This is a genomic window from Mesorhizobium sp. M0772 (genome assembly GCF_040320135.1).
Lineage (GTDB): Bacteria > Pseudomonadota > Alphaproteobacteria > Rhizobiales > Rhizobiaceae > Mesorhizobium.
Genome location: NZ_JAMYPB010000003.1, coordinates 1 through 24,267, shown reverse-complemented (window position 1 = coordinate 24,267; position 24,267 = coordinate 1). Strand labels below are relative to the sequence as shown.

Sequence of the window (24,267 nt, the reverse complement as noted above, 5' to 3'; positions counted from 1 at the left end):
TGGAGCTCATCATGGAAGATCGTATCCGCATCCGCTCGGAGGAAGTCCTGTCCGACGACTGGGCGGTTCTGAAGAAGACCGTCCTCGATTACCGTCGGCGAGACGGGCAGTGGGAGACGCAGATTCGCCAGACCTACGATCGTGGCGACGGCGCGGTGATCCTGCCTTTCGATCCCGAGCGTCAGACGGTGCTTCTGGTGCGGCAGTTCCGCTACCCCGCCTACGTCACCGGCTACCGCGAACCGCTGATCGAGGCCTGCGCCGGCCTGCTCGACGAAAACGATCCCGAAACCGCCATCCTCAAGGAGGCCGAGGAAGAGCTCGGCTATCGCTTACAGAACATCGAGCGGCTGTTTTCCCCCTATATGAGCCCAGGCAGCGTCACTGAACGGCTGTGGTTCTTTGTGGCGCGCTATTCACCCGCCGACCGCATCTCGGCCGGCGGCGGCGCGGCCGACGAGGGCGAGGACATCGAGGTTCTGGAAATGCCTCTTGATGAAGCGCTGGCCGGCATTTCAGACGGTCGCATCATCGACGCCAAGACGATCATCCTGATCCAGCATTTGAAACTGTACCCGATGAAGGGCTAGCTCGGCGAAGCTCGACGTGCCTCACTGCTGCGGGCAGGGTGGCCGTCCACTTCGCGGATGAAGTTGCGCAAGTTGCAAGGACACCGGAATGGCGCGTGGCGCAAAGGCATGGCTGAAGCGAAACAGCGCGCGGGCATCTCTCCTGTTGCTGAACGCCGCGCTGCTTGTCCGCTATCGCCGGTTGACCCAGCGTTTCCTTGAGCGAATGCGGCATCTGCCGAATTTTGCAGCCCCGGTGACGTTTACGGAAAAGGTCCACTGGCGCAAGATTTTCGATGACGATCCTCGCTTTATCGGCCTTCTCGACAAGCTCAAGTCCAAGGAAATCGTCAGGGAGCGGCTTCCCGGGCTCGCCATCCCGGAGGTGCTGTGGCAGGGCGACGATCCGCGCCAGATCCCCTTCGATGACCTGAAAATCCCATACGCCGTCAAATGCAACCACGGTTGCGCCATGAATGTCATCGTTCGCGATCCGGCCAACGCCGACCGGGAGGCGATCATTGCCGAGATGACGGAATACCTTGGCCAAACCTATGGCGCCCGCAAGCTGGAGCGCAGCTATGCGCACATAGAGCGGCGGGTTTTCGTCGAAGCGCTTGTCGGCAAGGACCAGGATTATGACCCGGTCGACTACAAATTCTGTGTGCTGGCTGGCCGCGTCGCCTACATCGTCGTCGTCGCCTTCCGTTCCACGGCCAAGAATACCGCCCACCTGGATCGCGATTGGCGCCCGCTGAACATCGTCCAGGGCGCGATCGACTCGAGCCTGGAAATTCCCCCTCCCAAGAGCCTGGCGCGGATGATCGAGGCAGCCGAGGCGCTCGGCAGCGAGTTCGACATGGTGCGTGTCGATTTCTACGAGGAGGAGGGGGAGCCGATCTTCGGAGAATTCACGGTCTACCCACGCAGCGGCTTGCTGCAATTCGACCCGGCTGCCTTCGACCGCGAACTGGGCGCGCATTGGGATATTGGCGCGTCAGCTTACCTAAGTTGTTTGCCCAGCCGATTTGCCCAACGATACAAGGCAATGCTCGTCGCCGCCGGCTATCTCGACGTTTGACGGCTACTCGGTGGCGTGCCACCCGAAGCTCGAAGAGCGAAGGGTGGTGCGCAGAACTCATACGATTAGAGATCGAGGGAAACTGATAGCTCAGCAGGGAGTCGTGATTTCGAAGTGCCGTCTCAACTGAGCCGTAGCGGTCAATTCGTCCTGCTGGGATCAATCTTCGTGAGCCGCTGCCTGGTCTCGGCCATGCGCCTTTGCGCAGATCGGATTCGGCAACACAAGGCGGGATTCATAGCGACGCCGCAATCTTCGTCCAGCAAGTTTTCGGCGCGCTTCCTGCTGCGACTCGGCCGATTACCGCTAAGGTTACCGGCAAGCTCTCCCACGTCCGGACTGGGTCGAGATCATTTGAAGAACTCTTTCAGCTTGTTGAGTCGACTGTCGCCAGAGGCCTTCCGGCCTTCAGGACACGCCGCCTCGCCGATCGTATCCTGCTGGATAAAGCGAGGTTCTCAGCCACCATTTTCTCGCTGAGTACCAGCGCGAACTCGGTCTGTTTGATGCGCTGCTGAGCATCAGCGAGTTGCATCGTGAAAAGATCGGTTGCCATTGTTGATCCGGGATCCGCGAGATTCATGATTGCGTAACACATGGCGGCCGAAATCGTTCCTAGTTGTCGGGCGAAGCCGGTGCCGCAAAGGGCGGCTGAGTTTGAACTTCCCACCCGACCAGACGTCCGCGAGCGCCAAGGCATCGAGAGCCCAGTGATCGGAGGGCCACTACGAGCGGGCGCAACCCGACCACTTAAGTGATCAGCCTCGCTACAGCCTTGACAGGTACAGTCGCGGCCTCATGAAGGGGAGGTATCAATGGTCTCGGCGATTGGAAACCAACATCGGCAGGCAGCTGAAACTCGACCGAAACCCGCAAAGACAGAACCGGGCGAAGGATTTGCGCCAGGCAAAAGCGCAGACAGCGTAGGACATCGCGCCAAGGCAATGGCGGCAGAAAGTGGCGACACGGATTCTGGCGCCCAGGGGCGCGCCGCATCGACAATCGCCAGGATGGATATCACCGTTTTGGCTCCACAGAGCGAAGAGCCGCCTTTGGAGTAGCCCGGGCGGCCGTGCCGCTGCCTCGGTCCTTGTGCAGCACAACGCGCGCTGGCTACGCTCGGTGGACATCGTCGTCTCGAAACACTTCGGGCGTTGCACTGCCGCGAGCCGCCTTCGCTGCTGGTCGAGGGGCTGTAACCCTTGGTGAGGCCGGCATCGCCTCGCCGGTCGTTGCGAGCCCACGATCGCGCGGCCAAGCGACCTTCCCTGTGTCGGTCTCTATTTGATACTAGGGGACGGCGGTTTCATCACGGGCAATTGCAGCTGGTCAATGGTTGCGACGATGCCGGCGGCAATGGCTTCCGCCTCATGGATCAGTTCCGGACCATAGAGCCCATTGACCATCTCTTCGCTCGGCAGCACGCCAGGAGGACAGTGCTCTTCCATTGTGCGCCGGATGAGCGTCAGCGCTGCCCGGCATTGGTCGGCTTCGATCTTCATAGCCCTTCAAACATCCAATTCGTCTAAAATGTTCCGGAACTAATTTAGCAATTGCTAATTGAAGTCGCAGTTCTGAGAGTCAGTGCATGCGTCTGAAATTCATCAAGCCCATGGAACCCGAACTGGTCGACACGCCGCCGATGGGCGATGATTGGATTCATGAGATCAAATTCGATGGCTACCGCACCCAGGTCATCAAGGATGATGACGGGATTCGGCTGATCACCAAGAACGGTTATGATTGGACGGGCCGCTACATCCAACTTGCCGGTGAGGCGGAAGCGATCGAGGCGAAAGACTTCATCATCGACGGCGAGACCATTACGATCAATGAGGCTGGCCTATCCGACTTCCATGCGCATCAATCAGCCGCGACCAGCCGCAAGCCTTCGCGCGATCTGTATCTGCTAGCATTCGACCTCTTGCACCTGAACGGGCATGACTTGCGGAACACGCCGGTGGAAGACCGTCGCGAGATACTCCGGGCGTTGATCCCGGACGGCGGCCGAATTCAGTTCAGCGAAGCGATGCCGGGCACTGGCGACGCCGTCTTTCACCTGGTCGACCAGGCTGGGCTTGAAGGTATCGTTTCAAAGCGGAAGGGCAGCAAGTATCGGTCGGGTCCGACGACGAACTGGCGCAAGATCAAGTGCTATGCCGAAAAGGAGATGGACATCATCGGCGTGCAGCGCGAGGCCGGCAAGCCTGCCATGGTGCTGATGGCCGACAAAGGCCACTATGCCGGCGGCGCCTTCGTCACCTTCAAGGCGGACAAGCGCCAGCGCCTATGGGACCGCGTGCAAGGCAAGATTGGCGGGCCGGCGCCGAAAGGGCTCAAGAGTGACAAGGCCGAATGGCTAAAGCCGGGCCTGGTCGGCCGCGTGCGGTTCCTAAAGGGCGAGGAGAAGCTTCGCCATGCCAAGCTGCTGGATTTCCGGGAGGAGACTTAGCCCGGAGGCTTGTCCCGGGGCTGTGCCGGTCCTGTCCCGTTCCACTGGATGAACTTCGCCCTCTGGCCGGTGATGGTCTCGATCGACTTCAACAGGGGTCCATGGACCTTACGTAGAGCTTGGTAGTGCTCGCCGTGGTACGCCAGGAGCGGCCCGACGATGCTCTTGTGCAGCGCTTCGGCTGCCGCCAGGAAGCGCTCGATTTCAGCCCGGGAAAGTTGTTCCGAAGGTTTGGTTCTGGCCATTGGCGCTCTCCATTGAGGGGTCGCCGCAACGAGGACTATAATCCTACATGCCGGACTGCCTGACAAGAGGGCTCGCCGGCCTTACCCCGCAGGTAGCAGTAGGGCGACGGCGCCAAGCGCAGCCATCAGGAGCAGCCACCAGCAAAGATGAGCAACGGCAGGCCCGGCGACCTCATTTGGCACACGGGACAAACAAGAAGGTCGCCGAGCCTTACCGGCGCTGCTTTGTGAGGGAGACGACGCCGGATGAGATGAGAGTATGCGATCGTGCTAATCTCTGCGAACCATGCGAACGAAGGAAAGCCTTGTGGCACCGACGTTGAGATCAAGGTCGGGCGGGGCGCTGATCGCTGCGGCAGGATTCTTCCAAAGCGGTAGTGAGTCCAGAGCGGAACATTAGCGTCGGCTAACGGTTAATTCGGCAGTGTTCCGAACCGTGATTGGTAGAGCGATGGTGACGTTTCATCTTGTCTATTTTTCCGGCCTCACGGCAGACCAGCTGCTAGGCAGCGCCGTTCCTATCCTGGCGTGTTTGCTGCTTTATAACGCTCTGGCTACGGACGCCTAACTGATGGGTCGGCCAGCGGCCGGCATCCTTGGCAGCCGGCGATTGCCATCCCGATGCCAACTTCAAGACCTATCACGAGGCCAAAGACAAGCTTGCCGACGAAATCAATGGCGAGGGCCGGACAGGACGCCACACGTCCAGGCAGGGCTCTCTGACGGCATTGGCGATGGCCCGTTGGCAATTCGGGGGTCCATTGTTCCCATTTCTGTTTCTCCCAAAACTGCCCGCTGCCTCACGGGGGCGAGCTTTTTCGTTATAGGGCCCTCCGCGCTGGGCAATCTGTTCCAGGAGCTTCTGTGATGCCTCTATGACGCGGCAAACCTTGGAAAAGGTTTCCGTGGCAGGACCGGGGTACGATTCTAACCAACTACCGCTGTATAGGCCACTAGCGCCCGACGATCCGGCTAATCATGTCGTCATCAGGTGCGCTGTCGGTGAATTCCCGTAGCAGCGCCTTCGCGTGGTCTACCCAATGCTCTTCAGCCAGGTTCAACTCCCGAACGGATCTCCTGAAGGTCTCGCACACCACATCGAAATCGAAGGCGTCAATGCTGTAGCCTTCCTCGTCATGGTCCATCGGCCGCCTCCCCTATGGGGGAAACTGTACGGAATCGTACGAAGCAAGTGCAAGCGCATTCAAAAGCAATTGGCTGATGCCGCCCGATCGTTCCACAATGTGTTGCTAATATGCAGCACCGACTGAATCTCCGATCAGCGGCACTTGTGGTTGGTTCCAACAGCTGCACGTTGACGGCAAGATGCCAAAGCCAACGACATGCGGGCGACGAAGATGGACAAGCGACAAAACACAAGAAATGTTGAGTTGGTCGGTCTTCTGGCCGTGCCGTTGTCAGTTCTAATCACGCTGCTGATAGCTGGAATGATCCTTTGCTGAAATTTTCAAGTGGCAAAAGGCTGGGGCGGCGGGTTTTCCCCTTTGAAAGAAGTCACCATGTCCCAATCCGTCGAACCCCCGATATTGCCAGAGGATAGCCCAGACCGTGGGGTGAACTGTGAAGTCGCATTAGAAGCCGCGTTTGCGGCCTTGGTGACTGCGTCAGAAGCGCAAGGTTGGACGCCACAGGAAACGGCCGCAACTCTTCTTAAAATCGCGACGGAGCATGCCCACCGGGTTAAGGCCGCTGCGGCCCCAGCCGGCTCCTAAGGGAGTGCCTTGACCTGGCCCGCGCGGTCGGTCGCTACCGACAGGAGTGTTGCAGCAGGTATTCCAGCAAGAGTGTTAAACCTCTTCAGTTGCTACCCGCGTCAGCCTTTTCTATGGTAGCCAGTGAGTTCTTACAGAACAAATCCTAAGCATTTCAAATGGTGCGGACGACGGGAATCGAACCCGTACGATCAGAGATCGAGGGATTTTAAGTCCCTTGCGTCTACCAATTCCGCCACGTCCGCAGGCCAGCCCTTTTCAGACGCCAGCGAAAACCCGTCAAGCCATCTTTTGCCGAATCTCGAACTCATGAAAGGTGGTTCGTGATTTCAAACAATTGGTTGTCGCGAAAATTTCAGTCGCCGAGAACGCTCAGAATTTGTAGCTGAGATTGATACCGACCGCGTTCAGTTTCACATCCTGATCTCGATCGTTGAAGGGTTCCGCCACGTCATAGTGCTCGGAGCCGAAATCATAATAGCGATATTGCGCGCCGACGATGAATTTGTCGGTCAGCGCATAGTCGACCCCGGCACCCAAGGTCCAGCCGACATTCGTGCGTGTGCCGGCGAACGACGCGCCCGCGACTTGCGACGTTTCGATGCCGGCAAAGGCGACGCCGCCGACGCCGTAGACCAGCACGCGGTCGATGGCGAAGCCCGCTTTGGCGTTGACAGATCCGAACCACTTGATGTCCGTGCGGAATGTGCTGCCAAGGCCTGATACGGCCGTACCGTCGATGGCGGAATAACTGAGCTCCGCCTCGGCGCCGAGCACCGCCTGATCGAACTGCCACAGGCCGGCGACATGGCCGCCGACGAAACCGCCGTCAATGTCGGGCGAGATGGAAAACGGCGCGCCTTCCGTCACTGATATGTCGGACTGGCCCCAGCCGTAGCCGGCCTGCAGGCCGGCATAGTAGCCGGTCCAGTCGAAGCCTGGTTCGGTCATCGTCACCGCCATCGGGTCGGCGGCGAATGCCGGCGCGGCCAGAGCAATCAGAAATCCGGCACTGGCAATGGTCAGACAGCGCATCGAGTTCTCCGAAAAGGCGGTTAAGAAGGCGCCTTGCCGGAAGGTAATCCTATTCGCCGCAAAACGGAACCCATTGTTCAACAATCGGAAGCACCCGTTGCTGCGCTGGGGTGCTCTAGCTGGGGGCGCTATTTGGCGTCAATGAAGTCCAGCGCCGCCTGGCTATATTCGTCCGACGCCTGCAGCATGGCGAAATGACTGGCGTTGGGCAGGATGATGAGCTTGGCGCCCGGAATGACGGAGGCCATGTATTCGGTGTGTTCGCGCTTGATCGCCTCGTCATGGTCGCCGGCAACGATCGCGGTCGGCGTGGTTATCTTGCCGAGCTGTTCCTTGGTCCAGGCCGGCTCCGACTCCCACATGTGGCTGATCTGCGCCACGAAGGCATCGTACTGGTCGGGAGTCTTCGACAGTTTCTTGTAGTCGCGTCCCGAGCGGTCGATATAGGCGGCAAAGGTCTTGTTGGTCAGCACACCCGGATCGACACCATCGGTGGTGACATTGGCGGCCTGCGCAAAGAGCCGTGTCAGCCGCTCCGGATGATGCAGCGCGATGTCGATGCCGATAATGCCGCCGTCGCTCCAGCCGACAAGAGCGGTCTTGTCGATCTTGAGATAGTCGAGCAGCGCAAGATAGTCCGACGCCATGAGGTCATAGCCGTAAGCCTGCTCGGTGCGGGTAGAGCGGCCATGGCCGCGGCTGTCGGCGATAATAACCTTGTGCGTCTTGGACATGGTCGCCACCTGGCTTGCCCAGATGTCGCCATGGCCAAGGCCGCCATGGATCAGGAAAATCGGATCACCGGCGCCGAAAACGGCGTAGTACATCTGAATGCCGTTGACCGGCGCATATCCGCTCTGTTCAGGCTTGGGCATGGCCGCCGGTTCGGGCAAGGTCTGCCAACGTTCCTCGGCGGATGCAAAGCCGGCCGAGATCAGGAACAGGGTGACGAAGGCGAGTGCTTTCAGGAACCGGGTCATGACTTCACCTCAGGAGGTTTCGGCCTCATCACAACAAAAACCCGCCTCGCGGCGGGTCGTCGGCGCAAATCAGCACCGTCGGCAGAATAGTAGCATAAGTGCCGGCACAAGCCAAACTGAATGACCGCCGTGACGCTCGCCGGTGTGAACAGGTGCAGCGCATCCGCCGGCGAATTCTCATCGAGCGGATTTCGTCCGTGATCGCTGGCCAAAACCTTGCCGGCTTGGCACAGTCTGGCAAACAGGAGTCTTTCATGGCCAAGCAGCCGTCGGCGACGAAACCCAAGCCCTGGACCGAGATGGCGACGCATCTGGTCGACGTCGCGACGGGGCGCAAGCCTGCCGATCTCGTCATTCGCAACGGCCGCTGGGTGAACGTGCACTCCGGCGAAATCATAGCCGGCACCGACATCGCCGTTGCCGGCGGCCGCTTCGCCTATTGCGGGCCGAATGCCAGCCATGCCATCGGCCAGGGCACCAAGGTGGTCGACGCCGGCGGCCGCTATCTCGTGCCCGGCCTGTGCGACGCGCACATGCATGTCGAGAGCGGCATGGTGACGGTGACCGAGTTCTGCCGCGCCGTCATCCCGCACGGCACCACCTCGATGTTCATCGATCCGCATGAGATCGCCAACGTGCTGGGCCTGCCCGGCGTGCGGCTGATGCATGACGAGGCCGTCGCCATGCCGATCAACGTGCACGTCCAGATGCCGTCCTGCGTGCCGTCGGCGCCGGGTCTGGAGCATGCCGGGGCCGAACTGACGGTCGCCGATGTCACCGAGGCGATGACCTGGGAAAACATCATCGGGCTCGGCGAAGTGATGAATTTTCCCGGTGTCGTGGCCAATGATCCGGTCATGTCGGGCGAGATCGCCGCAACGATCAAGGCCGGCAAGACGGTCGGCGGCCACTATGCGTCGCGCGATCTCGGCCTGCCGTTCCATGGCTATGTCGCCGGCGGGCCGGAGGACGACCATGAAGGCACACGCGCCGAGGACGCAATCGCCCGTGTGCGCCAGGGTATGAAGGCAATGCTGCGGCTGGGCTCGGCCTGGTACGATGTTGCCTCGCAGATCAAGGCGGTGACCGAGAGCGGTCTCGACCCGCGCAACTTCATCCTGTGCACCGACGACAGCCATTCCGGCACGCTGGTGCATGAAGGCCATATGGACCGGGTGGTGCGCCACGCCATCCAACAGGGATTGAAGCCGGTGACGGCGATCCAGATGGCGACGCTGAATACCGCCCAGCATTTCAAGCTGGAGCGCGAACTGGGCTCGATCGCGCCGGGACGGCTGGCCGATCTGCTGATCGTCTCCGATCTTGCCGCCATGACCATCGACGAGGTCTATGGCCGCGGTATCAGGCTGGCCAAGGGCGGCAAGCTCGAGATCGACATTCCGGCCTATGATTACCCCAAATCGGCGAAGAACACCGTCAAGCTCGGCAAGAAGCTGAAGCCAGGCGACTTCGACATTGCGGCGCCCAAGGGCGCCAACGAGGTGCGGGTGCGGGTCATCGGCGTGATCGAAAACCAGGCGCCGACGCGGGCGCTGGAGGCCGACCTGCCGGTCGAGGACGGGCTGGTCGCCATGGACCGCCGCAACGACATCTGCCAGATCGCGCTGGTCGAGCGCCACCGCGGCACCGGCGGCGTCACCAATGCCTTCGTCTCAGGCTTCGGCTATATGGGCGACTGCGCCATGGCGTCGAGCGTCGCACATGATGCCCACCACATCATCTGCGTCGGCACCAACAAGGAAGACATGGCGCTGGCCGTCAACCGGCTGGGCGAGGTCGGCGGGGGCGTGGTGCTGTTTTCGAAGGGCAAGGAGCTTGCGCTGGTCGAAATGCCGATCGCCGGGCTGATGTCGGACGAGCGGGCGGAAATCGTGGCGGCCAAGGCGGAGAAACTGACCGAGGCGATGCGCAAGATGGGCTGCTCGCTTAACAACGCCTACATGCAGCACTCGCTGCTGGCGCTGGTCGTCATTCCGGAGCTCAGGATTTCCGATGTCGGCCTGATCGACGTGACGACGTTCCAGAAGGTCGATCTTTTTATCTGAGATCAGCCCCGGTGCTTGGCTCTCATCCGCCGGTGGCGATGGTCAGCACCTTGAATGGCGTGGTGATGATGATCTCGGCGACGGATCCGACTGCCTTGCCGAGGCCTCGGCCGAGATTGTCGATCTGGCCCTGCGTGGGTTCGTCCGATGCCAGGCCGGCTGGAGCGCGCAGACGGTCGCCGAGCAATTGCACCAGGAACGGGTTGTCGGCGAATTTGGCGTGGTTCAGGCGGTCGCCGCCCTTGATCTGGCTGAGGTCGGCCACAACGACGCCGTAACTGGCAATGTCGGCGGCGTTGCCGTAGTCGCCGACGCGCGGCTTGTCGCCGGATAGCAGACTGGACAGTCTCAGAGCACGGTCGTCGGCGGAAAGCAGGATGACGAACGGCCTGTCGGGCTTGCCGTAGCGGATCATCTGCTTCTTAAAGACGTCGACATCGATATCGGGCGATGCCAGGACGACACGGCCGAGCTTGCCGTCGAGATCGCGGTCGCCGGTGATCGCCAGCTGGCGCAGCGCTTCCATCGTCACCCAGGTTCCCATCGAATGCGCGATGATGTCGATGCTCTTGACCCGTGTCTTGGCGAGCATCCTGAGCGTCGCCTCGAGGTCGTCGCGCGCGGCGTTGGCGCTGTCCTTGTCGTAGATATAGCCCGTGGTCTTGCCGCTCGAAGCCCACGAAAACAAGATCGGCGTACCGGGATATTCGGTGTCGTGGGCGATCTGCGTCAGCCGGTAGACCCCATCGTCGAAGCCGTTGTTGAAGCCGTGGACGAAGACCAGCGCGCGGTCGCCATTCATGGTGATGTTGGCGCCGACAGCCTTGGCGAATTGCGAGGCGTCGCCATAGTGGACGACGTCGGTGGCGGTGAATTGCTTGGCCGGGTTCGAATTGGCCGAGCCCTTGGCGCGCTCGATGGCGCCGACCTGGTGGACCTTCGGCACGGTGACGTCGACGCGGGCGTAGCTGGTGGTCAGCGAGCGATCGCCATCGAACACCTGGCGTGGGTCCTTGGTCGCCTGCTTGCGGGTGGTGGCGACGAAGATTTCGTGGGTGGCCGCGATGTCGGAGGCAGGCACCGAAACCGTCGTCTTGTTCAACAGGTCATGGGTGTTCGGGCCGGCGCAGCCAGCGGCAGCGAGCGCGAACGCAAGGACCAGGACAGTCTTCCATCGCTCGTTCACGCGGGCTCCCGCTGGCGCATTGGCGCCGACTTCAATGTCGTAGAGGGAGAGACCGGCCCGGTCCAGTTGAAAGTGATCGGGCCGAGCGGCATTCGCGACCTCACGCGGCGACGGTCGCCGCAAGGCAACAGCCTTATTGTCCGAGCGCGCTGATGCGGTCGGTCACCGTCTGGTCGCTGGCAAAGCCGTCATCCTCGCGCAGCCGCTGGCCGATCATCTTCACCAGTTCGGGATTGTCGGCGAACTTGGTGTGGTTGAAGCTGTCGCCTCCCTTGACCTTGGAGAGGTCGACCACGGTGACGCCATAAGCGGCGAGGTCGGCGGCATCCTTGTAGTCGCCGACGCGTGGCCGCGAGCCTGCGATCAGGCCTGAGAGCCGCAGCGCCCGGTCGTCGTCGGAGAGCAGCAGGATGAACGGCTTGTCCGGCTTGCCGTAGCGGCGCATCTGGCTCTTGAAGACGTCGACGTCGATGTCGGGAGAGGCGAGCACGACATCGCCGAGCTTGCCGCCGAGATCGCGGTCGCCGGTGATGGCCATCTGGCGCAGCGTTTCCATGGTCACCCAGGTTCCGAGCGAGTGGGCGACGATGTCGATGCGCCGCGCGCCGGACTGCTGCAGCATGCGCAATGTCACCTCCAGCTGATCGCGGGCGGCGCTGGCGCTTTCCTTGTCATAGACATAGTCGGTGGTTCTGGCGCCGGATGCCCAGGAAAACAGCACCGGCGTGCCGGGATAGCCGGAATCGTGGACGATCTGGGTCAGGCGGTAGACCGCGTCGTCGAAGCCGGTGTTGTAGCCATGCACGAAGACCATGACGCGGCCGCCGCGCGCGGCAATGTCGGCATTGAGCGCGCTTGAGAATTGAGGCTGCGCATCGTAGCCGACGACCTCGGAAGCCATGAAGTATTTCGCCGGGTCGTTCGACTTGCCGCGCGAGCGGCGCTCGATCTGGCCGGTCTGGTGGGTGCCGGGAACGGTGACGGTGACGCGGGCGTAGTTCAGCGTCGCCGAGCGTTCGCCGTCGAAAACTTTGTTGGGATCGTCGGATTTCTTGCGTGTGGTGGCAATGAAGATCGAGTGATTGCCCGAGATTTCGGTCACCGGCGTGGACATGACGGCGCTGCCGAGCAGTTCCTCGGTTTTGCGGCCGCCGCAGCCGGCGATCAACAGGGCAAGTGCAAGAATGCAAATCGTCTTCAAACGCACGTCAAAAATTCCAATCGAAAGATGAATTCACATAGAATTCACTTTGAGGCCCAAAGGCCTGTCTACCCTCGGCCCGTCTACCCTCCGCGACACCTCCCGGACAGTGAGAGTGCGGCAGAAGTAAGTCGTGTCCAGCCGAAATGTGGTCAGCGTCGGGTCACAGCCATCGCACTGTTGCGCGAAAGCCAGAATGGCGGCAGGAACGCAGGGATGTTGGAGAAGGGCAATACCTCGGGCTTGAGCCTGATGCCGAGCACATCGCCCATGAAGGCGCGGCGCGCCTCGATGCGGCGCCATGCCTCGGGATAACGGGCCGCGATCTCCTCGCGCAACGCCTCATCGGCAAGCACGATACCGTCTTCGATGTTGGTGGTGAAATAGCTGGTTCCGGTCGCCGGAATGATGTCGACCTGCAGCGCCATGCCCGATTGCAGCTTGATGTCCGAGCCCGAAAACACCGGCGAATGCATCCATTCGTCGATGTGAACGAGATGGCCGGGGTTGAGCGAGACGCCGAAGAACGGGTCGCCTATGCGGTCATGCACTGCTTTCCAAAGCGCTCCGCCGGCAACGCCTATGCCGATGGTCTCGTACCAGTCGACGACGGCGGCGAAATAGGGCGCTACCAGCTGTTCGACATAGTCGCTTATCTCGCGCGGCAGTTCGGCCGCGCTCTCGACCAGGAAGCCGGCGCGGGCGTTGAGCGAACCCTGGATGCCGTACGCCATGGTGACGGGATCGCCGCGCTTGATGATGTCGAGGTGCGGGCTAGGCAAGCCGTAGGGCGCACGCCTGCCGGCGGACAGCATCGGGTGGCAGCACAGGGGCAGGCCGTTGATCCCCATCAGCCGCGCGGCCTGCAATTCGCTCATGCCGGGCTCAATATTCCCAAGCACGTTGCGCAGGCCCTGCGAGGAAAAGGTCGCGGCGAATTCGAAGGACGCCAATTGGTCTGCCTCGTTGATGGCGCGTAGACCGTCGGATGGATTCATCAACAGGTTGGCGGCGTTGACCACCGCGCCTCTGTCGCCGGCCAGTGTGCGCAGCGTATCGGCGATGAAGGAAGGCAGGTCGAGCGTCGTCTCGCCAAAGCCGCCATCGCCGGGGCCGAACGGCTTCCAGCCGATGGCGCCGATCTTCTGGCCGGCCTTCAGGCCGCAGGCGGCAAGCGTGTCGGATAGAGAGGCCGAGCGGTCGCGTGGCTGCGCCGGCAGCGAGAAGGTCTGGTAGAGGACGCGCTCGTAAGGCCCGTCGCAGATTTCGGCATAGCCCCAGCCCTCATTGCCGACGAGAAGCTTTGACTGGCTGCCGGGGACGATGACCAGCAACGTCTCCTCGAAACGCGGATCGTAACCACTGAGATAGGCGACATTGGCCGCGTGCTCGCGGTCGCCATAGACGGCAAAGGCGTCGAGCCCGGCCTTGGCGCCGCGCGCCAGCAGAGCCTCGATGCGCGCTTCGTAGGTCCGCCGCTGAACTAGCGGCATCACTGTTGGCTCGCCGAATTCAGGAAGGTCTACGGTCTTCAGGGCGACAGCCGAAACAGGCATGAAGATGGCTCCAATGGATTTCCTGCTGGCGCGTCAAAGCGGCCGCGCCGCATCGGTGGCTGCAAACGGCGAATTGTGCAATAGGCTTCGCCTTCGAACCATTCGATCCAGAGGTGACGGCGCCATGAACAGTTTCTCCTCCCGTGTCGCCACCGCCGCAGCCGCGATCCGCGAGATCTTTCCCGAAACGCCGCTGCAGGAAAACGACTATCTGTCGAAGAAGACGGGGGCTCGGGTGCTGTTGAAGCGCGAGGATCTTTCGCCGGTGCGCTCCTACAAGATCCGCGGCGCCTTCAACTTTTTCCGCAAGGCGCTTGCCGCCGGCAACGAGGCCGAGCTGTTCGTCTGCGCCTCGGCCGGCAACCATGCGCAGGGCTTTGCCTTCGTCTGCCGCCATTTCGGCAAGAAGGGCGTGGTCTTCATGCCGGTGACGACGCCGCAGCAAAAGATCGACAAGACGCGGCTGTTCGGCGGCGATTTCGTCGAGATCAGGCTGGTCGGCGACTTCTTCGACGACTGCTACCGCGCCGCCTTCGAATTCACCGAAAGTTCCGGCGCGCATATGGTGCCGCCCTTCGACCACAAGGACATTATCGAGGGGCAGGCGACGGTCGCCTATGAGATCGCCGGCCAGATGCCAGGCGCGCGCATGCCCGACATCATCATGCTGCCGGTCGGCGGCGGTGGCCTGGCCGCGGGGGTGACGCACTATTTCGCCGATCAGCAACGTGACGCGCGCTACGTCTTTTGCGAACCGGCCGGTGCGCCGAGCCTGCATCAGAGCCTCGCCAGCGGCAAGCGCGTCCGGCTCGCCAATGTCGACAATTTCGTCGACGGCGCGGCGGTGGCCGAGATCGGCCGCGAGCCGTTGCGCCACCTCAAGGAGTTCGCCGCTCAGGCGGTGCGGCTGATCCCTGAGAACCGGCTCTGCGCCACCATGATCGAGATGCTCAACATCGAAGGTGTGGTGCTGGAGCCGGCCGGTGCCTTGGCGATCGACGCGTTGAAGGATTTTTCGCGCAAGGAAATCCGCGGCAAGACCATCGTCGCGGTGGTGTCGGGCGGCAATTTCGATTTCGAGCGGCTGCCCGACGTGAAGGAGCGGGCGCTGCGCTTCGAGGGGCTGAAGAAATATTTTATCATCCGCTTTCCGCAGCGGCCGGGCGCGCTGCGCGACTTCCTCGAACTGCTCGGTCCCGACGATGATATCGCCCGCTTCGAATATCTGAAGAAATCGGCACGCAATTTCGGCTCTGTGCTTATCGGCATCGAAACCAAAGACCGGCGTAACTTCGATCTGCTGAGGGCAAATTTCGAGGCCGAGGGCGTGCACTATCAGGACATCACCGACAACGAGACCCTGGCCGGGTTCATCATATGAGCGGTGCCGTGTTCGTCGCGCTGTTTTCCGGCATCAATGTCGGCGGCAACCGCATCGTCAAGATGGCGGAGTTGCGGGCGTTTTTCGAGGCGCTCGGCTTCACCGATGTCGCCAGCTATGTGCAGAGCGGCAATGTCGTGTTCCGGACCAAGAAGGGCGACGCCGCCACGCTGACCAAACAGATAGAGGCGGCCTTCGAGAAAAAATGGGGCTTTCACTCGCGCATCATGGTGCGCGATCTCTCCTGGTTCGAACGGTTGGTGAAGGAGAATCCTTATCCGGAAGTCGCCGGCGATCCGACCAAGCTTCACGCCTACACGCTGGAGCGCCAGCCGACGGCGGACGAGATCGCCAGGCTTGCCGAAAAATGCACCGGCCCGGAAAGCTTCGAGGTCAAGGGCGACGTGCTCTACCTCAAGGCGCCAGACGGGCTGGGTAAATCAGTGTTTGCCAACCTCATTCCACGCGTTCTGAAAGTGCCAGGCACCGCGCGCAACTGGCGGTCGGTGCTGGCGCTGCTGCAGATGGCGCGTTCGCTTTGAATCGCTTAGATCTGCGTTGCGGTTGCGATGCTAATTAAGTCTCGGCTAAACAGTTGTTTTTCTGCAACAATTTCCGATTTTCCGGCCTGGGCAGCTTAATGAATACTGCATGTCTGTGCTATGCTCTTTCCGACTGCATTGGGGAGTTTCATGAAACGTCTGCTTCTCGCATCCACTTTCCTGATTTCGGCTTGCGGCGCGACGTTCGCCGCCGACGTGGTTGAGACCGTACCGGCAGGGTTTGTCTGGTCGGGTGGCTATGTCGGCATCAACGCCGGCTATGGCTGGGGACGCGGTGACGCGGTCGACCAGACGGATTCCTTCTTCGACGAGGAGCTTGGTCAGACCCATGACGTCGATACCGACGGCTTCCTCGGCGGCGTTCAGGCCGGTTACAACTGGCAGTCCGGAGCATTCGTCTATGGCGTCGAAGCCGATCTGGGCTATCTCGGCATCGAGGGCGACAGGACTATCGTCGAAGAGCCCGACAATTTCGGATCGGCGAAACTGGGCGTCTATGGCGATCTGACGGCACGTCTGGGCTACGCCACCGACAGGTTGCTGATCTACGCCAAGGGCGGCGCGGCGGCGACTCACTACAAATTGAGTTATGGCGATACTTTCGATTTTGACGGGGTGCCCGACCCGGACAGCAGCGCATCGAGGAGCGGAGGCCGCTTCGGCTATACGATCGGTGGCGGTGTCGAATGGGCCTTCGCCGACAAATGGACCACGAAGCTGGAATACCAGTACTTCGACTTCGGCAAGGTCCGTTTGACAGATATCGAGGGCAACGACGCAAAGGTGAAGATCGACGCCCATACGATCAAGATCGGCCTGAACTACAAGTTCTGATCGATCCGTCGTTCCGACGGTTCAGATGGCGTCGCAACCAAGTGACGCCATAACGTTGTCCGGGGCTGGCAGCTTCCGGTGTTCGCCGTCGCGCCTGATCTGAGGTCAGGTCGCCGGAGCCTGCTTCCACTCGAAAGTCAGTTCCTCGCGGAAGGCAAAGCGCTTGATGTGATCGGCAACGACGCTCTCCATGCGCTCCAGCGATCCGCTTTCATCCGTCGACACCGTGATATGCAGCGCTGCCGCATCGGCATCGAGAACCGTGCGGCCGAGCGACAGATCGATGGTGCCGTGGTTCGGATCGAACTCGACGGGAAATTTGTGCGCCCAGTGCTTGCACAGCTGCTGCAAATAGCGGCTGGCATATGCGGTGGTGACATCGGCACGGCTGGTCGGCATGAACGAATTCTCCTGGATGAGGCACTGGCTTTGCTTGGCTGGCGCGACAGGCAGGTAAATAGGTGCCGTTGGTCGAAATGGCAAAGGCGGCCGGCTTGTCGGCGCGGCCGCCTCGCTCAAGATGGCGTGATCGCTACCAGGTGCCGGTGTTCGGCATCGATGCCCACGGCTCGGCCTTGGGTTTGGCCGGGCCCTTCTGCAGCAGTTCGAAGGAGATGCCGTCCGGCGACTTGACGAAGGCCATGTTGCCGTCGCGCGGCGGCCGGTTGATGACGACGCCATTGTCCATCAGATGCTGACATGTGGCGTAGATGTCGTCGACCTCATAGGCGAGGTGGCCGAAATTGCGTCCGCCCTTGTACTCCTCCGGGTCCCAATTGTAGGTCAGTTCTATCAGCGGCGCCTTCTCAGTGATGCCGCTTTCTACATCCTCGGAGGCGGCGAGGAAGATCAGCGTGAAGCGGCCCTGCTCGTTTTCGTAGCGGCGCACTTCCTTAAGGCCGAGCTTGTTGCAGTAGAAATCGAGCGAGACATCGACGTCGGCGACACGGACCATTGTGTGGAGGTAGCGCATGGGATTTCCTCGGGGATGTTTGGGTTGCGAGGCAACATAAGGTCCACCCCGCCGAAGGGCAACGACCATCGACTGAAAGTGGTCACCGGTTTTGGAAAAATCAGATTGCTCTGACAAAAGCGCCGGACACAAGTGGTTGCCGATTTCGGCGAAATCCCTTGCAAATTGCCGACCGGTTGACCGCCCTGATGGATCGTCATTGCTGTCGGCAGCGACGCCGGCAACAACAAGTCAGCTATTCCTGTATTCAACCGTGAAAAAAGGCACGGCAGGTCTTGCACACCCCGGAAGCGGCGGTGTTAATCTAATGTCAAGAATCACTTGCGGTTTTCTTGAAAAAAGGGGGCGTTCTTATGGGGGATAAGGCCTCTTTCACGAGGCGGGATGAGAACCTTGACGACGCCCTGAAGAGTGACAGTGGCGGCGATAGCGCCGACCTTGTCGAAATCGCCGGCGCCATCAAATGGTTCGACGTGGCCAAGGGCTACGGTTTCATACTGCCCGATGACGGTTCTTCGGGCGACATCCTCCTCCATGTCACCTGCCTTCGAAAGGACGGTTTTCAGACGGCATTGGAGGGCGCGCGTGTCGTGTGCCTTGTCAAGCATGGCGACCGTGGTTTGCAGGCTTTCCGGGTGCTGTCCATGGACACCGCCACCGCGGTCCATCCGGCCGAGATGCAGGAACAGCGCACCCATGTGGCGGTGACGCCGGAAAGCGGGCTCGAGCGGGCGCTGGTTAAGTGGTTCAACCGCACCAAGGGCTTCGGCTTTCTGACGCGCGGCGAGGGCACCGAGGATATCTTCGTCCATATGGAGACGCTGCGCCGCTATGGCATCACCGAGCTCAGGCCCGGACAGGTCGTGCTGGTGCGTTTCGGACGCGGTGACAAGGGCCTCATGGCTGCCGAGATTCACCCTGATATGGGCACCTTGCCGGTCGCGCATTAGGACGCGAGCCTTCCTGAGGAAGTCAGGACGGCGTTTTTCTTGGTTTCACCACGATCTTATCCGAATACCTGAGACCACTTTTAGGGATCATGGTCTTTGGTCGAGGATTTCCAATGGCGTACAGGAACTGGCTGACAGCGGGCGCGCTCTGCGTCATCGTTGCGGTAGCCGCAGGCGCTTACTTCTATTCCGGGCAGCCGACCGCATCCCAGCAGACGATCGCCGGCGGTCAGGCGATGATCCTTCCCGTCGATCCGACACCCTTGGTCGTGGCGACGAAAGGGGGCGATAAATCCTTTTCGATCGAAGTCGCCGACACCGACTCGGAACGCGAGGCCGGCCTGATGTATCGCCAGGATATGGCCGACAATCATGGCATGCTGTTCGTCTTCGAGATGCAGAAGCAGGTCGGCTTCTGGATGCACAACACGCCGATGCCGCTCGACCTGATCTTTGTTGGACAGGACGGCAAGGTCCGGGCCATCAAGCACGGCACTCCATTGTCCGATGCAGTCATCTCGCCGGGTGTGCCAGTGCGCTTCGTGCTGGAGCTCAAGGCCGGCACCGCCGCCAAAAACGGCATCGACTATGGCGATCTGCTGCGCCATCCGGCCGTCGGCACGGTGTCCGGCCCCGGCATGCCGCCATCGGACAAGGGCAACGCGCCCACGCCCGGCGCCGGCTGAGCCGCTCCCGATGCAATTCTTCTCCCATGACGGGTTCGACTTCGCCTTCCTCGACCGCCAGCCGGCGTCGGGGGCGGGCGATCCGGTGCTGATGATCCACGGCTTTGCCTCCAGCCACTATGTCAACTGGGTATCGCCCGGCTGGTTCAAGACGCTGAACGATGCCGGCTATCGCGCCATCGCCTTCGACAATCGCGGCCACGGCTCGTCGTCGAAAAGCTATGACGAGGCCGACTACACCCCGGCCAAGATGGCCTCGGACGCGGCAGCGCTGCTCGACCATCTCGGCATCGGGCGCGCGCATGTCATGGGCTACTCGATGGGCGCGCGCATTTCCGCGTTTCTGGCGCTGTCCGATCCCGACAAGGTGGCGACGCTGGTCTTCGGCGGCCTCGGCATCGGCATGGTTGACGGCGTCGGCGACTGGGATCCGATCGCCGAGGCGCTGCTGGCCGACGATCCGACCGCCACCAGCCATCCGCGCGGTCGCTCGTTTCGCGCCTTTGCGGATCAGACACGCAGCGACCGCCGGGCACTGGCGGCCTGCATCGCCACGTCGCGCGAACTGCTCAGCGAACACGACATGACGCGCATCGCCCAACCGACGCTGATTGCGGTCGGGACGACAGACGATATCGGCGGCTCGCCCGACGAGCTCGCCGCGCTGATGCCGAATGCCAAGTCATTTCACATCGACGGCCGTGACCATATGCTGGCGGTGGGCGACAAGACCTTCAAGCAGCGGGTTTTGGAGTTTTATGCCGAAAATCCGCTTTAACCGGTAAGCGATTTTCGGGCGATATGGATTGGGCGGCCGGCGAGGGGTGGCAAACAATGGCACAATGGGGAAGAAGCGCCGACGCTCTGCCGGGCCCCGTCGTGACAAGCATGTTCGGCAAGCGTTCCGTCATCCTGGCGCTGCTCGCCTTCGGTGCCGGTGTGATAGCGCTGACCACAATGGTGGCGCTGCCGGCCCACGCATCCGAGCGTGCCCAGAACATCGCCACGGCTTTCTTCATGGCGGTTTTCCTGCTGGCAGGGCCGTTGGCGCATATTGCCGGATTGATTTTCGGGCTGATGGCGCTGGTGCGTTCGAACGATAGCCGCGTGCTTGGGGTCGTCGGCATCCTGCTCAACGGCGGCTCCCTGGCGGTTGGCTTCCTGCTGCTTGTGGCAATGGCATCGACGATAGGCGCTTTCACCTGATCGGGGACGAGTAATGGCCGGATGGGGAAGAAGCACGATAGCAATGCCCGGCGTGGTGGGGCGGAGCAGCTTGGGCAAACGCTCGGTGATCCTGGCCCTGCTGGCGTTCGCAATGGATTTTGCGGCGGTGGTCACGCTGGCGTTGATGCCAGGCGAGGCGTCGCTGGCCGCTCAAAACGTCCTCGGCGGGGTTTTTCTGGTGGTGTTTCTCGTTGCGGCGCCGCTGGCGCACATCACCGGCGTGGTTTTTGGCTTGATGGCACTGGGACGTTCAAACGACAATCGTGTCCTCGGCATCGTCGGTATCATCCTCAACGGGCTGTCGTTGGTGATCGGCCTGTTCTTTGTTTGGGCGGCGACCAAGTCCGTTGGCGCCTTCAGGTGATCGATCTTCGTCTGGCTTGCAGCCGGAGGCGGTGCCGCTTTGGTTGATCTTCTCGTCACCTACATGGAGATGCGCCCGCGCGATTTGGCGCCTGCACGCGTCAGCCCTGCAGCAGCGACCACGGTGGCGCCGGAAAGGCTGGACTGCGCCGCTTACATCGACCTCTACCGCGCTGTCGGCGAGCCGGTGCAGTGGGACCAGCGGCTGCGCATGCCGGCGGAAGACCTCGAGCGCCTGCTGGCGCTGCCCTCGACACATATCCATGTGCTGCGCGTCGAGGGCGAGGCCGCTGGTCTGTGCGAATTCAACGGCGTCGGCCAGCCTGAGGTCGAGCTGGTTCATTTCGGGCTGGTTCCCGCCTTCCAGGGTCGCAGGCTCGGCCCGTTCCTGCTCGACCAGGCGCTTCGCGCCATCTGGTCGCGGGCGCCGCAAAGGGTCTGGCTTCATACCGACACATACGACCATCCGGCCGCGCAATCGGTCTACAGGCGCGCCGGTTTCAAAGCCTATGCGCAGCGCATGGAGACATTTCCGGATTAGGATTTGAGCGTTTCTAGAGACCGCGCCAGGTTTTGCCTGGCCTGGGGCTCGAACCTGTGGCGGAATTCCTGCGTGTGAAAAATATGCTGGCGCGCGAGGAAAGTCTTGAGAATCGCGCCGCGGCCGGCGCGCCACATAGGCTCCTCGACCCAGCCATATTCGCGTCGGACCGCTTGTTCATAGGCGTCGAAAGCGTCGGCTGACGCACCCAGTATCGCTAGGTCCATGTCGAGGAAAAGCGCTGCGTCGCGGAGGGCGTTCTCATCGGCAAGGCCCCGTGGTTGAAGGCTGGGCAGTTCATGCGTGGCAGTGGCGACGATCATCGCCGCGATGCGGCCGAGGCGCTCCGGATCGGTGCGGGCGGCAAGTTTGTCCTGCGCAAGTGCTGCACTCCTGGCCTCGTTGTCCTTGGCGCGGCTGTCATATATGGCGTCATGGAACCAGATTGCGGCTTCGACGGCGCCGGAATCATGCAGCGATACTCGATATTCGTCCGCCAGCGCCAGCAACGCCTCGATATGGGCGAGGTTGTGATAGTGGCGATCCGGAGCTTGATAGAGCGCGGAGAGCGCGCGTTTCAGCGGAGCGTCGATCAAGGGTTCGTTTTCCATGGCGGCTTGAATTTCCGTGAACCAAATCCATTTCACCGAGCACTAAGGAAAATTGAGTTCAATCGTGCTATGATCTGGCTTATATGTGCCGCCGGAGAATAGGCAAGCGGCCAGGACGCAGGATAAGACGTCGATGAACAGCATCAGCATTTCCCGCCCCACAATGGTCCAGCCGGTCGATCCGATCTGGCGTTCGGTCCGCGACGAGGCGATGGAAGCGGTCAACCGCGACCCGCTTCTGGCGGCGTTCCTCTATTCGACCATCCTCAACCAGGAGAGCCTGGAGGAAGCTGTCATCCATCGGCTCGCCGAGCGGCTCGCGCATCAGGACATCGGCTCCGACCTCATCCGCCAGACGTTCAAGTCGATGCTGGCCGACGACAAGGAATGGTCGTCGATCGTGCGTGTCGACATCCAGGCCTATTACGACCGCGACCCGGCTTGCGACCGCTTCATCATGCCAGTGCTCTATTTCAAGGGTTTCCACGCCATCCAGACGCATAGGCTGGCCCATTGGCTGTGGAATCAGGGCCGCAAGGATTTCGCCCTCTATCTGCAGAGCCGCTCGTCTTCGGTGTTCCAGACCGACATCAACCCGGCCGCCCGCATCGGCAAGGGCATCTTCATCGACCACGCCACCGGCCTCGTCGTGGGCGAGACGGCGGTGATCGAGGACGATGTGTCGATCCTGCACGGCGTGACGCTGGGCGGCACGGGCAAGGCCGGCGGCGACCGCCACCCCAAGATCCGTTACGGCGTACTGATCGGCGCCGGCGCCAAGATTCTCGGCAATATCGAGATCGGCCATTGCTCGAAGATCGCGGCAGGCTCGGTCGTGCTGTCGCCGGTGCCGCACAACAAGACGGTTGCCGGCGTACCGGCCCGCGTCGTCGGCGAGACCGGCTGCGACCAGCCTTCGCGCCAGATGGACCAGCTTTTGCCGTCGCAATCGATGGACCAGGTCGTCAGCTTCGACATCTGATTTGCAACACCCGGCGCGCCGGACTGAAGTCCGGTTGCCGGCGCCGTTGCCTCTGAAGCATGATGCCGAAAAGTGTGAGGCGGTTTTCGGACGACATCATGCTCTACCTCCTTGATTTAGAGGCGGATTTGGATTCGACCTGAAATCATCCGGCCCCAGGGTTCGCGTTCTATCCAGCCGGCTTGCCTTTACATCGCCATTGTCGACGTGCCAGAAGCGCGTTCCAACGAGCAAGCCCGACGATCGGAGAAGACTTTTGAAGCCGGACGAAATCAGAAAGCTGGACGCCTATTTCAAGCGCGTCTTCCAGAATCCCAAACTCGAGGTGAAGGCGCGGCCGCGCAAGGAAGATTCGGCCGAGGTCTATGTCGGCGACGAGTTCCTCGGCATCGTCTTCAAGGACGAGGACGACGGCGACTATAATTTCTCGATGGCGATCCTCGACATCGATCTGGCCTGATCGCGGAACTGGGGATCGGAGTTGCCTATCTCCAACGAAGTGGGGAGATGAAGAGCAAGCCTCGGCGATCCTTCCCACCCCCCTCTGTCCTGCCGGACATCTCCCCCGCAAGGGGGGAGATCGGCAGTTCCTCGGCTCTTCTTCTGCAACCCGATAATTGGCGAAAGCAGTGATGGGGGCGTAATCTCCCCCTTGCGGGCATAGGCGCTAAGATAGGTATTGCCCTGCGGAATCGGGTGTGATTCTACACTGCGATGACACACGAATCGCTTGCAGACGACGGTTGGGCCGAGACGATTGAGCTTCTCGGCGGCGAAGATTTGCTCACGCAGAGCGCCCGCGAGACGAAGGCGTTCCTGCGCCCGCGCGGCGTCAGGTCGGCGAGCGACCTGTTGCGCCTGACACTGGCTTACTGCCTTGGCAAGGTTGGCATGCGGGGCGTCGTGGCCTGGGCGGCGGCGAGCGGGATAGCCGACATTTCGGACGTGGCGTTGCTCGGCCGGCTGCGCAATGCAGGACCATGGCTGCAGCAGTTGATTGGGCACCTTTTGAAGCGCGAGGATGCAGGTTTGGCCAAAGGCCGACTGGTTCG

Annotated in this window: 27 protein-coding genes, 1 tRNA gene and 1 pseudogene; 16 read left to right on the top strand and 13 right to left on the bottom strand. The window is 61.4% G+C overall.

All coding sequences use genetic code 11. The annotated features are described in order from the left end of the window. Positions 1 to 11: 11 nt before the first annotated feature. A complete protein-coding gene (locus tag NKI06_RS02745; protein WP_352983877.1) occupies positions 12 to 590 on the top strand; it encodes an NUDIX domain-containing protein in 579 nt (192 codons plus the stop codon). An 88-nt stretch (positions 591 to 678) separates the two neighbouring features. Continuing rightward, positions 679 to 1,650 (top strand): ATP-grasp fold amidoligase family protein, encoded by a 972-nt coding sequence (locus tag NKI06_RS02740; protein ID WP_352983874.1) that lies wholly within the window; start codon positions 679 to 681, stop codon positions 1,648 to 1,650. 367 nt (positions 1,651 to 2,017) lie between these two features. Here the strand turns inward: NKI06_RS02740 and NKI06_RS02735 are convergent, their stop codons facing one another. After that, a complete protein-coding gene (locus tag NKI06_RS02735) occupies positions 2,018 to 2,206 on the bottom strand; it encodes a hypothetical protein (protein WP_023688348.1) in 189 nt (62 codons plus the stop codon). A 724-nt stretch (positions 2,207 to 2,930) separates the two neighbouring features. After that, the gene (locus NKI06_RS02730) at positions 2,931 to 3,152 is read right to left on the bottom strand and encodes a hypothetical protein (protein WP_023681532.1); all 222 of its coding nucleotides are present in this window, start codon (positions 3,150 to 3,152) and stop codon (positions 2,931 to 2,933) included. Positions 3,153 to 3,238: 86 nt separating this feature from the next. Here NKI06_RS02730 and NKI06_RS02725 point away from each other — a divergent pair, with 86 nt between their 5' ends. Further along, positions 3,239 to 4,102 carry an ATP-dependent DNA ligase gene (locus NKI06_RS02725; protein ID WP_023667527.1) on the top strand — a complete coding sequence of 288 codons (864 nt, stop codon included), beginning with the start codon at positions 3,239 to 3,241 and terminating at the stop codon, positions 4,100 to 4,102. On the opposite strand, the gene NKI06_RS02720 is transcribed toward NKI06_RS02725, so the two are convergent. The 5 genes from NKI06_RS02720 to NKI06_RS02700 form a co-directional block, all read right to left on the bottom strand. Beyond that, positions 4,099 to 4,347: a hypothetical protein gene (locus NKI06_RS02720; RefSeq protein WP_023695401.1), complete on the bottom strand. Its 249-nt coding sequence runs from the start codon at positions 4,345 to 4,347 to the stop codon at positions 4,099 to 4,101. The two genes, NKI06_RS02725 and NKI06_RS02720, sit on opposite strands and share 4 nt — an antisense overlap. 953 nt (positions 4,348 to 5,300) lie before the next feature. Next, positions 5,301 to 5,492: a hypothetical protein gene (locus NKI06_RS02715; RefSeq protein WP_023667524.1), complete on the bottom strand. Its 192-nt coding sequence runs from the start codon at positions 5,490 to 5,492 to the stop codon at positions 5,301 to 5,303. Positions 5,493 to 6,239: 747 nt separating this feature from the next. Continuing rightward, a tRNA-Leu gene (locus tag NKI06_RS02710) sits at positions 6,240 to 6,325 on the bottom strand. A gap of 127 nt (positions 6,326 to 6,452) precedes the next feature. Continuing rightward, complete coding sequence (locus NKI06_RS02705; RefSeq protein ID WP_352983872.1) at positions 6,453 to 7,115, bottom strand: outer membrane protein; 663 nt, start codon at positions 7,113 to 7,115, stop codon at positions 6,453 to 6,455. Positions 7,116 to 7,243: 128 nt separating this feature from the next. Further along, positions 7,244 to 8,095, bottom strand: coding sequence for an alpha/beta fold hydrolase (locus NKI06_RS02700; RefSeq protein WP_352983869.1), 852 nt, complete (start codon positions 8,093 to 8,095; stop codon positions 7,244 to 7,246). A gap of 254 nt (positions 8,096 to 8,349) precedes the next feature. On the opposite strand from NKI06_RS02700, the gene ade reads away from it, so the two are divergent. After that, complete coding sequence (gene ade / locus NKI06_RS02695) at positions 8,350 to 10,161, top strand: adenine deaminase (protein ID WP_352983867.1); 1,812 nt, start codon at positions 8,350 to 8,352, stop codon at positions 10,159 to 10,161. A 22-nt stretch (positions 10,162 to 10,183) separates the two neighbouring features. Here the strand turns inward: ade and NKI06_RS02690 are convergent, their stop codons facing one another. From NKI06_RS02690 to NKI06_RS02680, 3 genes are all read right to left on the bottom strand, one after another. Then, the gene (locus NKI06_RS02690) at positions 10,184 to 11,347 is read right to left on the bottom strand and encodes an alpha/beta hydrolase (RefSeq protein ID WP_352983864.1); all 1,164 of its coding nucleotides are present in this window, start codon (positions 11,345 to 11,347) and stop codon (positions 10,184 to 10,186) included. A 133-nt stretch (positions 11,348 to 11,480) separates the two neighbouring features. After that, on the bottom strand, positions 11,481 to 12,554 hold the full coding sequence (locus tag NKI06_RS02685) for an alpha/beta hydrolase (RefSeq protein WP_023695396.1): 1,074 nt from the start codon (positions 12,552 to 12,554) through the stop codon (positions 11,481 to 11,483). Positions 12,555 to 12,700: 146 nt separating this feature from the next. Next, on the bottom strand, positions 12,701 to 14,104 hold the full coding sequence (locus NKI06_RS02680) for an aminopeptidase P family N-terminal domain-containing protein (protein ID WP_352983863.1): 1,404 nt from the start codon (positions 14,102 to 14,104) through the stop codon (positions 12,701 to 12,703). A 124-nt stretch (positions 14,105 to 14,228) separates the two neighbouring features. On the opposite strand from NKI06_RS02680, the gene ilvA reads away from it, so the two are divergent. The 3 genes from ilvA (at position 14,229) to NKI06_RS02665 (ending at position 16,882) form a co-directional block, all read left to right on the top strand. After that, positions 14,229 to 15,485, top strand: a complete 1,257-nt coding sequence (gene ilvA, locus NKI06_RS02675) for a threonine ammonia-lyase IlvA (RefSeq protein WP_023725751.1) — start codon at positions 14,229 to 14,231, stop codon at positions 15,483 to 15,485. Continuing rightward, positions 15,482 to 16,027: a DUF1697 domain-containing protein gene (locus NKI06_RS02670; protein ID WP_352983861.1), complete on the top strand. Its 546-nt coding sequence runs from the start codon at positions 15,482 to 15,484 to the stop codon at positions 16,025 to 16,027. Before ilvA ends, NKI06_RS02670 begins: the two co-directional genes overlap by 4 nt. 150 nt (positions 16,028 to 16,177) lie before the next feature. Continuing rightward, positions 16,178 to 16,882 carry an outer membrane protein gene (locus NKI06_RS02665; RefSeq protein WP_352983859.1) on the top strand — a complete coding sequence of 235 codons (705 nt, stop codon included), beginning with the start codon at positions 16,178 to 16,180 and terminating at the stop codon, positions 16,880 to 16,882. A 105-nt stretch (positions 16,883 to 16,987) separates the two neighbouring features. Here NKI06_RS02665 and NKI06_RS02660 read toward each other — a convergent pair whose 3' ends face one another. Together NKI06_RS02660 and NKI06_RS02655 are read right to left on the bottom strand one after the other, a co-directional pair. Beyond that, positions 16,988 to 17,281: a DUF2218 domain-containing protein gene (locus NKI06_RS02660; protein WP_023681521.1), complete on the bottom strand. Its 294-nt coding sequence runs from the start codon at positions 17,279 to 17,281 to the stop codon at positions 16,988 to 16,990. A 133-nt stretch (positions 17,282 to 17,414) separates the two neighbouring features. Further along, complete coding sequence (locus NKI06_RS02655; protein WP_023681520.1) at positions 17,415 to 17,855, bottom strand: VOC family protein; 441 nt, start codon at positions 17,853 to 17,855, stop codon at positions 17,415 to 17,417. Positions 17,856 to 18,208: 353 nt separating this feature from the next. Here NKI06_RS02655 and NKI06_RS02650 point away from each other — a divergent pair, with 353 nt between their 5' ends. The 6 genes from NKI06_RS02650 (at position 18,209) to NKI06_RS02625 (ending at position 21,622) form a co-directional block, all read left to right on the top strand. Continuing rightward, positions 18,209 to 18,805, top strand: a complete 597-nt coding sequence (locus NKI06_RS02650) for a cold-shock protein (RefSeq protein ID WP_352757901.1) — start codon at positions 18,209 to 18,211, stop codon at positions 18,803 to 18,805. A gap of 113 nt (positions 18,806 to 18,918) precedes the next feature. Further along, the gene (locus NKI06_RS02645) at positions 18,919 to 19,491 is read left to right on the top strand and encodes a DUF192 domain-containing protein (RefSeq protein ID WP_352983858.1); all 573 of its coding nucleotides are present in this window, start codon (positions 18,919 to 18,921) and stop codon (positions 19,489 to 19,491) included. A 10-nt stretch (positions 19,492 to 19,501) separates the two neighbouring features. Then, a complete protein-coding gene (locus NKI06_RS02640) occupies positions 19,502 to 20,269 on the top strand; it encodes an alpha/beta fold hydrolase (protein WP_352983856.1) in 768 nt (255 codons plus the stop codon). A 101-nt stretch (positions 20,270 to 20,370) separates the two neighbouring features. Beyond that, positions 20,371 to 20,697 carry a hypothetical protein gene (locus NKI06_RS02635; protein ID WP_352983854.1) on the top strand — a complete coding sequence of 109 codons (327 nt, stop codon included), beginning with the start codon at positions 20,371 to 20,373 and terminating at the stop codon, positions 20,695 to 20,697. 70 nt (positions 20,698 to 20,767) lie between these two features. After that, positions 20,768 to 21,082: a hypothetical protein gene (locus tag NKI06_RS02630; RefSeq protein ID WP_023710587.1), complete on the top strand. Its 315-nt coding sequence runs from the start codon at positions 20,768 to 20,770 to the stop codon at positions 21,080 to 21,082. A gap of 39 nt (positions 21,083 to 21,121) precedes the next feature. Beyond that, on the top strand, positions 21,122 to 21,622 hold the full coding sequence (locus tag NKI06_RS02625) for a GNAT family N-acetyltransferase (protein ID WP_023822942.1): 501 nt from the start codon (positions 21,122 to 21,124) through the stop codon (positions 21,620 to 21,622). Here NKI06_RS02625 and NKI06_RS02620 read toward each other — a convergent pair. Continuing rightward, positions 21,619 to 22,233 carry an HD domain-containing protein gene (locus NKI06_RS02620; protein WP_352983852.1) on the bottom strand — a complete coding sequence of 205 codons (615 nt, stop codon included), beginning with the start codon at positions 22,231 to 22,233 and terminating at the stop codon, positions 21,619 to 21,621. The genes NKI06_RS02625 and NKI06_RS02620 overlap by 4 nt on opposite strands. A 133-nt stretch (positions 22,234 to 22,366) precedes the next feature. On the opposite strand from NKI06_RS02620, the gene cysE reads away from it, so the two are divergent. The 3 genes and pseudogenes from cysE to NKI06_RS02605 all read left to right on the top strand — a co-directional run. Further along, positions 22,367 to 23,215 carry a serine O-acetyltransferase gene (gene cysE, locus NKI06_RS02615; RefSeq protein ID WP_023667506.1) on the top strand — a complete coding sequence of 283 codons (849 nt, stop codon included), beginning with the start codon at positions 22,367 to 22,369 and terminating at the stop codon, positions 23,213 to 23,215. 256 nt (positions 23,216 to 23,471) lie between these two features. Then, positions 23,472 to 23,675 carry a DUF3126 family protein gene (locus NKI06_RS02610; RefSeq protein ID WP_006200852.1) on the top strand — a complete coding sequence of 68 codons (204 nt, stop codon included), beginning with the start codon at positions 23,472 to 23,474 and terminating at the stop codon, positions 23,673 to 23,675. Positions 23,676 to 23,929: 254 nt separating this feature from the next. After that, positions 23,930 to 24,267, top strand: a pseudogene (locus NKI06_RS02605) (hypothetical protein); the annotation flags it as partial.